15 protein-coding genes are annotated in these 12,866 nt (G+C 67.5%); 7 read left to right on the top strand and 8 right to left on the bottom strand.

Annotated elements, in window-relative coordinates; all coding sequences use genetic code 11:
* The first annotated feature begins 35 nt into the window (after nt 1-35).
* Together rpoH and LPB260_RS18880 are read left to right on the top strand one after the other, a co-directional pair.
* Nucleotides 36-890 (top strand): RNA polymerase sigma factor RpoH, encoded by an 855-nt coding sequence (rpoH, locus tag LPB260_RS18885; RefSeq protein ID WP_208707336.1) that lies wholly within the window; start codon nt 36-38, stop codon nt 888-890.
* Nucleotides 891-948: 58 nt separating this feature from the next.
* On the top strand, nt 949-1,560 hold the full coding sequence (locus tag LPB260_RS18880) for a hypothetical protein (RefSeq protein WP_208707335.1): 612 nt from the start codon (nt 949-951) through the stop codon (nt 1,558-1,560).
* A gap of 30 nt (nt 1,561-1,590) precedes the next feature.
* Here the strand turns inward: LPB260_RS18880 and mtgA are convergent, their stop codons facing one another.
* The gene (mtgA, locus tag LPB260_RS18875; protein ID WP_208707334.1) at nt 1,591-2,319 is read right to left on the bottom strand and encodes a monofunctional biosynthetic peptidoglycan transglycosylase; all 729 of its coding nucleotides are present in this window, start codon (nt 2,317-2,319) and stop codon (nt 1,591-1,593) included.
* A 68-nt stretch (nt 2,320-2,387) separates the two neighbouring features.
* Here mtgA and LPB260_RS18870 point away from each other — a divergent pair, with 68 nt between their 5' ends.
* From LPB260_RS18870 to LPB260_RS18850, 5 genes are all read left to right on the top strand, one after another.
* On the top strand, nt 2,388-2,759 hold the full coding sequence (locus LPB260_RS18870; protein WP_208707333.1) for a DUF423 domain-containing protein: 372 nt from the start codon (nt 2,388-2,390) through the stop codon (nt 2,757-2,759).
* Between the two features lie 103 nt (nt 2,760-2,862).
* Nucleotides 2,863-3,063 carry a sulfur carrier protein ThiS gene (gene thiS, locus LPB260_RS18865; protein ID WP_208707332.1) on the top strand — a complete coding sequence of 67 codons (201 nt, stop codon included), beginning with the start codon at nt 2,863-2,865 and terminating at the stop codon, nt 3,061-3,063.
* A gap of 43 nt (nt 3,064-3,106) precedes the next feature.
* A complete protein-coding gene (locus LPB260_RS18860; protein ID WP_208707331.1) occupies nt 3,107-3,901 on the top strand; it encodes a thiazole synthase in 795 nt (264 codons plus the stop codon).
* Between the two features lie 89 nt (nt 3,902-3,990).
* On the top strand, nt 3,991-4,662 hold the full coding sequence (gene trmB, locus LPB260_RS18855) for a tRNA (guanosine(46)-N7)-methyltransferase TrmB (protein WP_218281535.1): 672 nt from the start codon (nt 3,991-3,993) through the stop codon (nt 4,660-4,662).
* A 181-nt stretch (nt 4,663-4,843) separates the two neighbouring features.
* Nucleotides 4,844-6,187, top strand: a complete 1,344-nt coding sequence (locus tag LPB260_RS18850; protein ID WP_208707329.1) for a DUF1329 domain-containing protein — start codon at nt 4,844-4,846, stop codon at nt 6,185-6,187.
* A gap of 82 nt (nt 6,188-6,269) precedes the next feature.
* Here the strand turns inward: LPB260_RS18850 and LPB260_RS18845 are convergent, their stop codons facing one another.
* From LPB260_RS18845 to LPB260_RS18815, 7 genes are all read right to left on the bottom strand, one after another.
* Nucleotides 6,270-6,593, bottom strand: a complete 324-nt coding sequence (locus LPB260_RS18845) for a DUF3392 domain-containing protein (protein ID WP_208707328.1) — start codon at nt 6,591-6,593, stop codon at nt 6,270-6,272.
* Nucleotides 6,594-6,630: 37 nt separating this feature from the next.
* Nucleotides 6,631-7,791 (bottom strand): radical SAM family heme chaperone HemW, encoded by a 1,161-nt coding sequence (gene hemW, locus LPB260_RS18840; RefSeq protein ID WP_208707327.1) that lies wholly within the window; start codon nt 7,789-7,791, stop codon nt 6,631-6,633.
* Nucleotides 7,788-8,384, bottom strand: a complete 597-nt coding sequence (gene rdgB, locus LPB260_RS18835) for an RdgB/HAM1 family non-canonical purine NTP pyrophosphatase (protein ID WP_208707326.1) — start codon at nt 8,382-8,384, stop codon at nt 7,788-7,790. Before rdgB ends, hemW begins: the two co-directional genes overlap by 4 nt.
* Complete coding sequence (locus LPB260_RS18830; protein ID WP_208707325.1) at nt 8,381-8,800, bottom strand: DUF4426 domain-containing protein; 420 nt, start codon at nt 8,798-8,800, stop codon at nt 8,381-8,383. The genes rdgB and LPB260_RS18830 overlap by 4 nt, the downstream gene beginning before the upstream one ends.
* Before the next feature lie 41 nt (nt 8,801-8,841).
* Nucleotides 8,842-9,462, bottom strand: a complete 621-nt coding sequence (metW, locus tag LPB260_RS18825; protein ID WP_208707324.1) for a methionine biosynthesis protein MetW — start codon at nt 9,460-9,462, stop codon at nt 8,842-8,844.
* A gap of 7 nt (nt 9,463-9,469) precedes the next feature.
* The gene (locus LPB260_RS18820) at nt 9,470-10,609 is read right to left on the bottom strand and encodes a homoserine O-acetyltransferase (protein ID WP_208707323.1); all 1,140 of its coding nucleotides are present in this window, start codon (nt 10,607-10,609) and stop codon (nt 9,470-9,472) included.
* Nucleotides 10,610-10,704: 95 nt separating this feature from the next.
* The gene (locus tag LPB260_RS18815; protein WP_208707322.1) at nt 10,705-12,687 is read right to left on the bottom strand and encodes a dynamin-like GTPase family protein; all 1,983 of its coding nucleotides are present in this window, start codon (nt 12,685-12,687) and stop codon (nt 10,705-10,707) included.
* Nucleotides 12,688-12,866 lie beyond the last annotated feature (179 nt).

The raw sequence follows: 12,866 nt of genomic DNA, 5'->3' as shown, positions 1-12,866 counted from the left end.
TACACTGCACGCGTTTCGTGAGTCGGAGGGTTCAAATGTCAACGTCCTTGCAACCTGTTCATGCCCTAGTCCCAGGCGCCAACCTGGAGGCTTACGTGCACGCGGTCAACAGCATCCCGCTGCTGACGCCGGAGCAGGAGCGCGAGCTGGCCGAGAGCCTCTACTACAAGCAGGATCTCGAGGCCGCCCGGCAGATGGTGCTGGCCCACCTGCGTTTCGTCGTGCACATCGCCCGCAGCTATTCCGGCTATGGCCTGGCCCAGGCCGACCTGATCCAGGAAGGCAACGTCGGCCTGATGAAGGCGGTCAAGCGCTTCAACCCGGAAATGGGCGTGCGCCTGGTGTCCTTCGCCGTGCACTGGATCCGTGCCGAGATCCACGAGTTCATCCTGCGCAACTGGCGCATCGTCAAGGTCGCCACCACCAAGGCGCAGCGCAAGCTGTTCTTCAACCTGCGCAGCCAGAAGAAGCGGCTGGCCTGGCTGAACAACGACGAAGTGCATGCGGTGGCGGAAAGCCTGGGCGTCGAGCCCCACGAGGTGCGCGAGATGGAGAGTCGCCTGACCGGCCACGACATGGCCTTCGATCCGGCCAACGATGCCGACGACGACAGCGCCTTCCAGTCGCCGGCCCAGTATCTGGAAGACCACCGTTACGACCCCGCGCGTCAGCTGGAGGATGCCGACTGGAGCGACAGCGCCACCGCCAACCTGCACGAAGCGCTGGAAGGGCTCGACGAGCGCAGTCGCGACATCCTCTACCAGCGCTGGCTGGCCGAGGAGAAAGCCACGCTGCACGACCTGGCCGCCAAGTACAATGTCTCCGCCGAGCGCATCCGCCAGCTGGAGAAGAATGCGATGAACAAGCTCAAGGGCTCGATCGCCGCCTGAGCGCCGCACCTGAACAAGCCGCACCCGGGTGCGGCTTTTTTCTGCCTGGAGATTAGCCGTGAAGTTGCCACCCCTCGGGCCCCGGCAATGGCTGGTGTTTGCCGCCGTCGCCCTGCTGTTCTTCGCCTGGGGCGCCTTTCTGGTGCGCACGCCCCCGCCGGACGAGCCGCTGCCCTGGCTGGCCGAGTGGCAGGTCCTGGTGCTGGAGCCGCTGGCCGATGAGCGCCTGCGTCTGGCGGAGTTGAGTGTCCTGGTCGCCGGCGAGCTGTGGTTGCAGCCGCGGCCGCAGGGCGCGCGCCTGCTCTACCGCGGCGAGTGGCTGGACGCCGGCGTGCCCTGGCGCCTGGAGGCGGAGCTGGCGCTGAGCGAGACCGAGCGCAGCAGTCTGATGGCGGCGGCCGGGTTGGGGGCGGAAGACGCCGAGCAACCGCTTGCTGCACAGCTCGTCGCGCAGCTGGGCGGTCATGGCATCGTCGGGCTGACTCTCGAGCCGCAGGATGCAGTGCCGGCCGCGCGCCTGGCCAGCAGTCTCGGTCAGCCGCGCCTGCGCCTGCAGCTGGACGACGGTGAGGCCTGGGTCTACCCGCAACTGGGCCTGACCGCCCATGCCGACGGTGAGCGGCTGCGCGTGCTGCAGGCTGTGCCACAGCGGGTCCTGGGCTCGCGCTGAGCCGGTTGGACTACCGGCGGCTGTCTGTGCTCACAGCCAGACGGGCCACCAGTCCGGGCGCGCGCCTCGCAGCTGATTGAGGTAGTGGCTTCCCCCCAGCTGCCACATCTGCTGGCGAATCCAGGCGGCGCGGCGGCTGACCCGGCTGCTCGGTCGGCTGGCGCTCCACTGGCGCGGGTTAGGCAGTACCGCGGCCAGCAGGCTGGCCTGCTGGCGTGACAGGTAGGGCGCGCCCTTGTCGAAGTGGTGCCGGGCCGCGGCTTCGGCGCCGAACACCCCTTCACCCCATTCGACGCTGTTGAGGTAGACCTCGAGAATCCGCTGCTTCGGCCAGAGCAGCTCGATCAGCGCGGTGAACCAGGCCTCCACGCCCTTGCGCAGCCAGCTGCGGCCGGACCAGAGGAACAGGTTCTTGGCCACCTGCTGGCTCAGCGTGCTGGCGCCGCGCAACGAGCCGCCCTGGCGATTGTGGCTGAGTGCCGCGCGGATCGCCGCGACATCGAAGCCCCAGTGCTCGGCGAACTTCTGGTCCTCGGCGGCGATCACCGCGAGCTTGAGGTCGTCGGGCAGCTCGCGCCAGGGGCGCCAGGTGCGTTGCAGGTCGATCGGCTGGTCATTGACCCAGGATTGCACCTTGCGCTCGACCATCAGCGCCGTTCCTGGCGGCGGCACCCAGCGAAACAGCAGGACCAGCACGGCCGTGGCGGCCATGAAGTAGAGCAGCAGTTTCAGCAGTTGGCGGCGGATGGAGCGGAACATGGGAGCTTGGCCGGGAGGGGGTTGGCGGGCCATTATAGCGGCCGCCTTCGAAATGTCTGGAGTGACGCATGGCTCGTCTGTGGTTGTTGCTGGCCGCTTTTGCCGGATTCACCGGGGTCGCCCTCGGCGCCTTCGCCGCCCATGGCCTGAAGGCTCGGCTCAGCGCCGACCACCTGGCGGTGTTCCAGACCGGCAGCCACTATCAGCTGATCCATGCCCTGGCCCTGTTCGGCGTCGCCCTGCTGGCCCTGCAGGCGCCCGGGCGCCTGGTCAACCTGGCCGGGGGGCTGTTCGCCCTGGGCATCCTGCTGTTTTCCGGCAGCCTGTACCTGCTGGCCCTGAGCGGCTACGGCAGGTTTGGCATCGTCACCCCCTTCGGTGGCCTGGCCTTTCTCGGCGGCTGGCTGTGCCTGGCGCTGGCGGCCCTTCGCCTGACCTGACCCGCGCGTCAGGAAAGCTGGACGAATGGCGCCCTTTAGCCTTGGTCGGCGCCGATGATCGGGCTAGAATGCCGTCCCTTTCTCAAGATGTGACCGCTCCGTCATGCGCATTCAGTTGAACGGTGAAGCATTCGAGCTGCCCGATGGCCAGACCGTCGCCGACCTGCTCGGCCGTCTGGACCTGGCCGGCCGGCGCATTGCGGTCGAGCTCAATCTGGACATCGTGCCACGCAGCCAGCACGCCAGTACCGCGCTTCGCGACGGTGACCGGGTCGAAGTGGTGCATGCCATCGGTGGCGGCTGAGCCCGCCGCCCCGTCCCCCGTCATTAGTCCCGAGGAGTCTTCGATGAGCCACGTTCGCAGCGACAAGCCCTTCACCCTGGCCGGCCGCACCTACCAGTCGCGCCTGCTGGTCGGCACCGGCAAGTACAAGGACCTCGACGAAACCCGCGCGGCCATCGAGGCCTCGGGAGCGGAGATCGTCACGGTTGCCGTGCGCCGCACCAATATCGGCCAGAATCCCGGCGAGCCGAACCTGCTCGAGGTGATCTCGCCGGAGCGCTACACCATTCTGCCGAACACCGCCGGTTGCTACGACGCGGACGAGGCCGTGCGCACCTGCCGCCTGGCCCGCGAGCTGCTCGATGGCCACAAGCTGGTCAAGCTGGAGGTGTTGGCCGACCAGAAGACCCTGTTCCCCAACGTCATCGAAACCCTCAAGGCCGCCGAAGTGCTGGTCAAGGATGGCTTCGACGTGATGGTCTACACCAGCGACGATCCGATCATCGCCCGCCAGCTGGCCGACATGGGCTGCATCGCGGTGATGCCGCTGGCCGGCCTGATCGGCACCGGCCTGGGCATCTGCAACCCCTACAACCTGCGCATCATCCTCGAAGAGGCGACGGTGCCGGTGCTGGTCGATGCCGGCGTGGGTACCGCCTCCGACGCGACCATCGCCATGGAACTGGGCTGCGAAGCGGTGCTGATGAACAGCGCCATCGCCCATGCGCAGAACCCGGTGCTGATGGCCGAGGCGATGAAGTACGCCATCGAGGCCGGACGCCTGGCCTACCTGGCCGGGCGCATGCCGAAAAAACTCTATGCCAGTGCCTCGTCGCCACTGGAAGGCCTGATCCGTTGATCTGTGGCCGCCCCAAGCCCCATCGTTCTTAAGAGCCCCCGATGACTGAATCCCACGATCCCTCGGCACCGGCCGAGGAACAGCGCCACCTGCGCACCATCAAGAGCTTCGTCATGCGCGCCGGACGGATGACCGAAGGCCAGCAGCGTGGCCTGGACCAGGGCTGGCCGAAGTTCGGCCTGGAACTGCAGGCCGGCGCGCCGGATTTCGACCAGGTGTTCGGCCGCAGCGCGCCGCGCACCTTCGAGATCGGCTTCGGCATGGGTCACTCCCTGTTGGAGATGGCCGCCGCCGCTCCGGAGCAGGACTTCATCGGCGTCGAGGTGCACCGGCCGGGTGTCGGCGCCCTGCTCAACGGCCTGATGACCCAGAACCTGAGCAATGTGCGGGTCTACAGTTGCGATGCCCTCGAGGTGCTGCGCCAGTGCGTGGCCGACGCCAGCCTCGATCGCCTGCTGCTGTTCTTCCCCGACCCCTGGCACAAGGCCCGTCATCACAAGCGCCGCATCGTCCAGCCGGCCTTCGCCGAACTGGTGCGGCAGAAGCTCAAGGTCGGCGGCGTGCTGCACATGGCCACCGACTGGCAGCCCTATGCCGAGCACATGCTCGAGGTGATGCAGGCCGCGCCGGGTTATCACAACCTGGCGGCGGACGGGGACTACGTGCCGCGGCCGCCGGAGCGGCCGATCACCAAGTTCGAGCGCCGCGGCGAGCGCCTCGGGCACGGCGTGTGGGACCTCAAGTTCCAGCGCAGCGCCTGAATCGCACGCACCAGACTATCGGCGCTGGCTCCACGGCGCCGCCATCGGGACGATGGCAGATGATCGGGACCACCCGACGCCAGGACGGCTCCTCACCGTGATGACTCCGATAAGGCGCAGCCTCTTTAGCGCGAAATAATAAAAGGCGGCGCCCGCTCGACGGCGCCGCGAGGAGAATGTTGTGTTGCGAACACTTTCACTGCTGCTGCTGGCGACCCTGGCGCTGCCGGCGCAGGCCAAGTTGGACGCTGCCCAGGCCGCCCGCCTGGGCCAGGACCTGACGCCGCTGGGCGGCGAGCGGGCAGGCAATGCAGAGGGCACCATCCCGGCCTGGCAGGGTGGGCTGGCCCAGCCACCGGCCGGCTATCGGCCCGGGATGCACCACCCCGACCCCTACGCCGGCGACGCCCCGCGGTACCAGGTCGACGGCGGTAATCTCGAGCAGTACCGCGCTCGCCTGTCGGCGGGGCACCAGGCGCTGCTGGCGCGGCATCCCGATTACTACCTGCGTGTCTATCCGACCCGCCGCAGCGCCGCGGCGCCGCAGCGTATCTACGACGCCACCCGCTTCAACGCGCAGAACGCCGAGCTGATCTCCGGCGGCAACGGCGTCGCCGGGGTCGCGGCCGGAGTGCCCTTCCCGCTGCCGGAAAATGGCCAGCAGGCGATCTGGAACCACATCATGCGTTACCGCGGTGAGCAGGTCAGCATGGTCACCAACCAGGCGGCGGTGCTGGCCAATGGCGCCTACACCCTGCTCAAGCTGGAGCGCGACGTGTATTTCCGTTATGGCCGCGAAGGCGTCAGCCCGCAGGACCTGGACAACACCCTGTTCCATTACCGCTACAAGGTCGTCGCCCCGGCCAAGCTGGCCGGTTCGGCGCTGCTGGTGCAGGAGACCCTCGACCAGGTCCTGGCGATCCGCAAGGCCTGGCGCTTCAGTCGCGGCGAGCGCCGCGTGCGGCGCCTGCCGATGCTGGCCTACGACAGCCCGCAGCCGGACACCAACGGCATGGCCACCGCCGACATGGTCGACACCTACAACGGCGCGCCGGATCGCTACAACTGGAAGCTGCTCGGCAAGCGCGAGCTGCTGGTGCCCTACAACAGCTATGCGGTGCACCAGCAGGGCATCCCCTACGACAGTATCCTGCAGCGCAACACGGTCAATCCCGGGCTGCTGCGCTATGAGCTGCACCGCGTATGGCTGGTCGAGGCGGAGCTGCGCAAGGGCTTCCGCCACCCCTACGCCAAGCGGCGTTTCTATCTGGACGAGGACAGCTGGCAGATCCTCGCGGTCGACCTGTACGACGATGCCGGCCAGTTGGTCGGCCTGCAGGAGAGCCACCCGATCAGCTACTACGAGGTGCCGATGTTCGGCAGCACCCTGGAGGCCCTCTACGACCTCGAGAGCGGGCGTTACTTCGTCGATGGCATGGACAACAACGAGCCGATGTACGACTTCGCTGCGGAGCTGGGGCCGCGCGACTTCACCCCGCAGGCGCTGCGCCGCGTCGGCAACTGAGGCCGGGCTCGCCGCACTGAACAAGCCGCCGCTTCAGGCGGCTTTTTCTTGTGCGCAGGGAATTGGCGGCGGGCTGGCGGGGCTAGTTGCGATCGGCCAGCACGCCGATCAGGAAGAACACCAGCAGCAGCACCGGCGCCAGGGTGTAGTTGTTGAAGTGGCCGAGGCCCTGGGACAGCCAGGGGGTGAGGAAGACGATCGCCAGGCCGTAGCCGACCGCGCAGACCAGCACGAAGATCAGCGTGCGCAGGAAGAAGTTGAGATTGCCGATGCTGCGCTGCACCCAGGCGTTGATCCCCGGGCCGAACAGCACGAACAGGGTGGCCATGATCGCCAGGGAGATGTCGTACAGATGGCCACGGCTCCAGCGCGAGAGGGTGGCGATCAGCTCGAGTAGCAGGTCCATGCGGGGTCCTTAGCGCCGCGGGCGCACGAATAGTCGGTCAGGGCAGGAAGTGTTGCAGCAGGTCGTTGAGAAACAGCTGACCCTCGCGGGTCGCGCTCAGTCGTGCCGGGTCGCGGTGCAGCAGGCCGCGGCGCTCGGCCTCGGCGCGGGCGCCGGCGAGCATCGCCAGCGGCAGGCCGGTGCGCGCGCTGAACAGTTCGCTGGCCACGCCGTCGGTGAGGCGCAGCACGTTCATCAGGAACTCGAAGGGCAACTCGTCGGCCTCCAGCAGTCGCTCGCCGGCGCTGAAGCGTTTGTCTGCATCCAGGTAGTCCTTGGGCAGGCGGGTCTTCCAGCTGCGCTTGATAATGCCCTGCGGGCTGCTCAGCTTGGCGTGGGCGCCGGCGCCGATGCCGAGGAAGTCGCCGAAGGTCCAGTAGTTGAGGTTGTGCCGCGCCGCCCGGCCCGCTTGGGCATAGGCCGACACCTCGTACTGGGCGTAGCCGTGCTCGGCCAGCAGCGCCTGGCCGGCCTCCTGGATGTCCCAGAGGATGTCGTCTTCCGGCAGCGTCGGCGGCTGGCTCCAGAACACCGTATTCGGTTCCAGGGTCAGCTGGTACCAGGACAGGTGCGTCGGCGCCTGGGCGATGGCGGTGCGCAGATCGCTCAGGGCGTCGTCGAGCGACTGATTGGGCAGCCCGTGCATCAGGTCCAGGTTGAAATTGTCGAAGCCGGCGGCGCGGGCCATGTCGGCGGCGCGGATCGCTTCAACGCCGTCGTGGATACGCCCCAGGGCCTGGAGCTTGTCGGCCTGGAAGCTCTGCACGCCGATCGACAGGCGATTGATGCCGAGGGCGCGGTAGGCGGCGAACTTGGCCTGTTCGAAGGTGCCGGGGTTGGCCTCGAGGGTGATCTCGATGTCGGGGGCGAACGGCACGCGGCGCTCGACCCCCTCCAGCAGGCGGCCGAGGGCCTGGGCGGAAAACAGGCTGGGGGTGCCGCCACCGAAGAAGATCGAGGTCAGCGGGCGACCATGGACCTGCGGCAATTCTTCATCGAGGTCGGCCAGCAGGGCGTCGACGTACGCCTGTTCCGGCAGCGTCGGGCCGGCGGCATGGGAGTTGAAGTCGCAGTAGGGGCACTTCTTCACGCACCAGGGAATATGGATGTAGAGCGCGAGTGGCGGGAGCTGAAAGCCCCCGCCGGCGGCGGTGCTCATACGAGCCCCAGGCGCTGCTTGAGCAAGGCCATGGCGCGGGCGCGGTGGCTCAGCTGGTTCTTCTGCGCCGGTGCCAGTTCGGCGCTGGCGCACTGACGCTCCTCGACCCAGAACAGCGGATCGTAGCCGAAGCCCTGGTCGCCGCGCGGCTGGTGCAGGATGCGCCCGTGCCACAAGCCTTCGCAGAGGATCGGCAGGGGGTCTTCGGCGTGCCGCAGCAGGGCCAGGGCGCAGACGAACTGGGCGCCGCGCTGTTCATCCGGGACGTCCCGCAGGGCTTCGAGCAGCTTGGCGTTGTTGGCCGCATCGCCCTGCCCGTCGGCGTAGCGCGCCGAGTAGATCCCCGGGGCGCCGCCGAGGGCGTCCACCGCCAGGCCGGAATCGTCGGCCAGGGCCGGCAGGCCGGATACCTGGGCGGCGTGGCGGGCCTTGAGGATGGCGTTTTCGATGAAGCTCAGGCCGGTTTCTTCCGGCTCGACGCTGCTGAACTCGCCGACCGAGCGTACGCGCACGGCGTCGCCGAGCATGGCCTGGAGTTCCTTGAGTTTGCCGGCGTTATGGCTGGCGAGTACGAGTTCGCTGATGGGCATCATTCGTCCGGAAAGAATTCCTGGCTGAAGTCGAAGCTGTGGGCGACGCCGTCGCCGGCCTTGACGTTGATGGAGAAGCGCAGCACCTCGCGGCTCTCGAAGGGAAACTGCGCCAGGTAATAGATCGCCGAGCCTTCGTTGACCTGCTTGAAGTTCAGCGGGTGGCTCTGCCCGAGCAGGTTCTTCACCTCGCCGTCGACACTGGCGGCCATGGCCGCGCCGGCCTTGAGCACGGAGATGTTGACCACACCCTGGCGCTTGCTGCGTACCAGGCCGGTGGCGGCGGCGATATCCGGCTGGAGGAAGCTGGAGTTGAAGGCGATGTAGTGCACGTCCAGCTCGCCGAAGCTTTGCTTGCGTTCGGCAAGCGCCGGCAGGCTCAGGCACAGGGCGATAAACAGAATGGCGATGCGGCGCATGGTGGCTCTCCTGCAAGGTTGGGCCCGGAAGGGCGGGCGGCTCAGCCGGCCGGCGGCGTTTCCAGGGCGGTGGGCCCGCTGATTCGGTAGATGCCGATCTCACCTAACAGATTAGGCCAAATACGGCTGGCCCAGCCGTGGCGATGGTCGCGGTCGACCGCCAGGCGCTCCTGGATGCTGGCGTGCTGCGCGTGGCACAGGCGCTCGAAGTCCTCGAAGGTGCAGAAGTGGATGTTCGGCGTGTTGTACCAGGTGTAGGGCAGGAAGTCGGAGACCGGCATGCGCCCCTTGCTGGCCAGGTACCAGCGGCAGCGCCAGTGGCCGAAGTTGGGGAAGGTGATGATGCAGGTGCGGCCGACCCGCAGCATCTCCGCCAGGACCCTGTCGGGGAAATGCAGGGCCTGCAGCGACTGGGTCATCACCACCACGTCGAAGCTGTCGCTGGCGAAGTTGCCCAGGCCCTCGTCGAGGTTCTGCTCCACCACATTGACGCCGCGCTCGATGCAGCGGGCGATCTTGTCCGGGTCGATCTCCAGGCCGTAGCCGCTGACCGCCTTGTGTTCGCCCAGCCAGGCCAGCAGTTCGCCGTCGCCGCAGCCGAGGTCGAGCACGCGGCTGCCGGCGGGAATCCACTCCTGGATGATGTCGAGATCTGCACGCATGGCGGGGTTACACCTGGATTCGGTTCATATAGCTGGAAAAGGCCTGCAGGTAGCGCGGGATCGGCATGAGGAAGGCGTCATGGCCCTGGGGCGCGTCGATCTCCAGGTAGCAGACGTTCTTGCGCGCGGCCATCAGTGCGTCGACGATCTCCCGCGAGCGCGCCGGGGAAAAGCGCCAGTCGGTGGTGAAGGCCATGACGCAGAAGTCGGCGCTGGCCTTGGCCAGGGTCTTGGCCAGGTCGCCATCGTGCTCGGCGGCCGGGTCGAAGTAGTCCAGGGCCTTGGTCATCAGCAGGTAGGTGTTGGCGTCGAAGCGCCCGGAAAACTCCTCGCCCTGGTAGCGCAGGTAGCTCTCGACCTGGAATTCGACGCTGTGGAAGTCGTAGTTGAGCTTCTCGCTCTTCAGGCCGCGGCCGAATTTCTCGCCCATGGCGTCATCCGACAGGTAGGTGATGTGGCCGACCATGCGCGCCAGCATCAGGCCGCGCTTGGGGATCACGCCCTGTTCCTGGAAGTGCCCGCCGTGGAACTCCGGGTCGGTGAGGATGGCCTGGCGCGCCACTTCGTTGAAGGCGATGTTCTGCGCCGACAGCTTGGGCGCCGAGGCGATCGCCAGGCAGTGGCGCACCCGCTCGGGGTAGCTGATGGTCCACTGCATGGCCTGCATGCCGCCGAGGCTGCCGCCGATCACGGCGGCCCATTGCGCGATGCCCAGGGCGTCGGCCAGGCGCGCCTGGCTGTGTACCCAGTCCTCCACCGTCATCACCGGGAAGTCCGCGCCATAGGGCTTGCCCGTGGCGGGGTTGAGGCTCGAGGGGCCGGTCGAGCCGTTGCAGCCGCCGAGGTTGTTCAGGCTGACGACGAAGAACTTGTTGGTATCGATGGGCTTGCCCGGGCCGATGCAGCTGTCCCACCAGCCCGGTTTGCGGTCGTCCGGGCTGTGATAGCCGGCGGCATGGTGATGGCCGGACAGGGCATGGCAGATCAGCACGGCGTTGCTGCGTGCCTCGTTCAGCCGGCCATAGGTCTCGAAGATCAGCTGATAGTCGGCCAGGCTGCGCCCGCACGCCAGCGCCAGGGGCGCGGCGAACTGCAACACCTCGGGCGTCACCAGGCCAACGGAATCTGGGGGAAAGGCAGTCGGCATCGACCCTGCTCGCGAAATGGGAAGAAAAAAACGAAGGGCAGCAGTCTAAAGAGCGCCGCCCCCTGCGGCAAGCACAGGGGGCGCAGCGCCGTTGGCTATTCGGCGGCGCCGAGCGCGCGCCGGGCACCCGGCAGGCTGACCACCTTGCCCTGGCGCTGGATCGGCGCCGGTCGGCGCAGGGTGCGCAGCATCTCGCCGGCCTGGGCCAGCTGCTGCTCCAGTTCGCCGCGGTAGTGCGCCAGTTGCTGGCTGCGCTGGCGGCTCTGCTGGGTTTGCTGGGCCAGGGCCTTGAGGCGCAGCATGTGGGTTTCCAGCAGCTGCTTGTGCTCCAGGGTGTGCTGCATCAGCGGCAGCAGCGCGTCGCCGGCCCATTGCTCGGCTTCCTGGCGCAGGCGCTGGTGCAGGCCGATGACCTCCTGCACCAGGGTGGCGAAGAAGCGCCGGGTCAGGCTGCGCTGTTCGGTGAGCAGGGTCTTGAGGTGCAGGCGGAACTGGTCGGCCTTGGCCTGCTGCTGCTTGAGCTCGCGCAGGTAGCGCTGGACGTCGAACTGCGGCGCGTCGACGCCGTGCAGCGGGTTCTCCTCGTTGTGCCGGCGGTAGATGGCGGCGACCATGCGGTTGGCCATCTCGGCCTCGTGGGACAGGCTGTGCAGGTCGCTCTCCACCGAGCGGAAGAAGTGCAGGATGGCCTGGTTGATGCCCAGGGTGGTCCAGCTGCCGGTGAGGTTCTTGCGCACCTTGTTCAGGTGCTCGTCGAGGCGTTCCGGCCGCGCGGCGGCACGCAGCAGGTCGCCCTGGCGCTTGAGCAGGCGCTGGTTGGTCTTCAGGCCGAGCAGGCGGCGATGGTGCAGGCCGTGATCCTCCTTGGTCTTGGCGGTCAGCTCGAAGAGCATCTGGCCGTTGTCCTGCTGGTGGCTGCTGAGCAGGGCCTGCTGTTCGTTGACCTTCTCCAGGCGCAGGTTGAGCACATGCTGGCTGTTCTGCACCAGCGCCAGCACCTGGTTGACCACGCGCTCCTCGATCAGGCGTTCCTTCTGCCTGACGATGCGTTCGCAGAGCAGGGTTTCCAGGCCGCTCATCTGGCTGCGGGCGAGCAGCGCCGAATCCTTGCGCACCTTGGCCAGCAGCGCCTGCTTGGCCGAGAGCGGCAGCACGTCCTCGCCCTTGATGCCGAGCTGCTTGGCGGTGGTGGACTGGATGCGCGCGATGGCCTGCTGGACGAAGGCGTCGCCGGCCAGGTCGTCCCATAGCACATCGATCTTGTTGAGCACGGCGAACAGGCTGGTCTGGGTGTCGTCGTCGAGCTGGCGAATATGCTGCTGCCAGATGTCCATGTCGCTGGCGGTGACGCCGCTGTCCGCCGACAGCAGGAAGATGATCGCCTGGGCGTTGGGCAGCATCGACAGGGTCAGTTCCGGCTCGCTGCCCAGGGCGTTGAGGCCGGGCGTGTCGAGGATGCGCAGGCCCTGGCGCAGCAAGGGGTGGTCGAAGTTGACCAGGGCGTGGCGCCAGGCCGGCACCAGCACCTGGCCTGGCTTGCCGGTGCGCTCCAGCATGTCCGGGTGGAAGCCCAGCTGGATCGCCTGCTCCACCGGCATCGGCTTGGTTCGGGCGACCTGGATGAAGGCCTGGACCATGTTGTCCGGGTCGCTGGGGTCCAGCGGTATGTTCACCCAGTGCCGGGGGATGCGCTTGAACTGCGAGACATTGGCCTCGGACAGGCGCGTCTCGATCGGCAGCAGGCGGATATAGGAGCGCTCCGAGCGCGGGTCGAAGAACAGCTCGGTGGGGCACATGGTGGTGCGCCCGGCCTGCGACGGCAGCATGCGCTGGCCGTACTCGGAGAAGAACAGGGCGTTGATCAGTTCGGTCTTGCCGCGGGAGAACTCGCCGACGAAGGCCAGGGTGATATGGTCGGTGCGCAGCAGGCGCAGGGCGCGCTCGAGCTTGGCCTCGACGGCGTCGGAAATCAGCCGGTTGGTCACCAGCCAGCTGCGATAGCGGGTGATCTCGCGCATCAGTTCGCGCTTCCAGGCGACGTAGGCATCGACCTGTTGACTGAGACGTTCCATGCTCATCCGGGCGTTCCTCTCGGTAGCGCATCCTTGGAAAGCGGCCACGGCGCAGGTCTCATCCGGGCCATCGGAGTATCCGTTGCGGTGTTCTGTGGCTGTCGTCGTGCTCGGCGCGGCATGCCAGCCTGGCGGGCATTATGCGGGTCCCGCCGCATGCGTCAATCGGCCCGCGTCACAGTCCC

The sequence above is a fragment of the Pseudomonas sp. LPB0260 genome (genome assembly GCF_013388395.1).
This window is presented reverse-complemented; position numbering and strand designations above follow the sequence as displayed.

What these genes read in the sequence shown, in the direction of transcription:
- rpoH (WP_208707336.1), top strand. Translation starts at nt 36, where the DNA reads ATGTCAACGTCCTTGCAACCTGTTCATGCCCTAGTCCCAGGCGCCAAC.
- mtgA (WP_208707334.1), bottom strand. Translation starts at nt 2,319, where the DNA reads ATGTTCCGCTCCATCCGCCGCCAACTGCTGAAACTGCTGCTCTACTTC.
- LPB260_RS18870 (WP_208707333.1), top strand. Translation starts at nt 2,388, where the DNA reads ATGGCTCGTCTGTGGTTGTTGCTGGCCGCTTTTGCCGGATTCACCGGG.
- thiS (WP_208707332.1), top strand. Translation starts at nt 2,863, where the DNA reads ATGCGCATTCAGTTGAACGGTGAAGCATTCGAGCTGCCCGATGGCCAG.
- LPB260_RS18860 (WP_208707331.1), top strand. Translation starts at nt 3,107, where the DNA reads ATGAGCCACGTTCGCAGCGACAAGCCCTTCACCCTGGCCGGCCGCACC.
- LPB260_RS18845 (WP_208707328.1), bottom strand. Translation starts at nt 6,593, where the DNA reads ATGGACCTGCTACTCGAGCTGATCGCCACCCTCTCGCGCTGGAGCCGT.
- hemW (WP_208707327.1), bottom strand. Translation starts at nt 7,791, where the DNA reads ATGAGCACCGCCGCCGGCGGGGGCTTTCAGCTCCCGCCACTCGCGCTC.
- rdgB (WP_208707326.1), bottom strand. Translation starts at nt 8,384, where the DNA reads ATGATGCCCATCAGCGAACTCGTACTCGCCAGCCATAACGCCGGCAAA.
- LPB260_RS18830 (WP_208707325.1), bottom strand. Translation starts at nt 8,800, where the DNA reads ATGCGCCGCATCGCCATTCTGTTTATCGCCCTGTGCCTGAGCCTGCCG.
- metW (WP_208707324.1), bottom strand. Translation starts at nt 9,462, where the DNA reads ATGCGTGCAGATCTCGACATCATCCAGGAGTGGATTCCCGCCGGCAGC.
- LPB260_RS18820 (WP_208707323.1), bottom strand. Translation starts at nt 10,609, where the DNA reads ATGCCGACTGCCTTTCCCCCAGATTCCGTTGGCCTGGTGACGCCCGAG.
- LPB260_RS18815 (WP_208707322.1), bottom strand. Translation starts at nt 12,687, where the DNA reads ATGAGCATGGAACGTCTCAGTCAACAGGTCGATGCCTACGTCGCCTGG.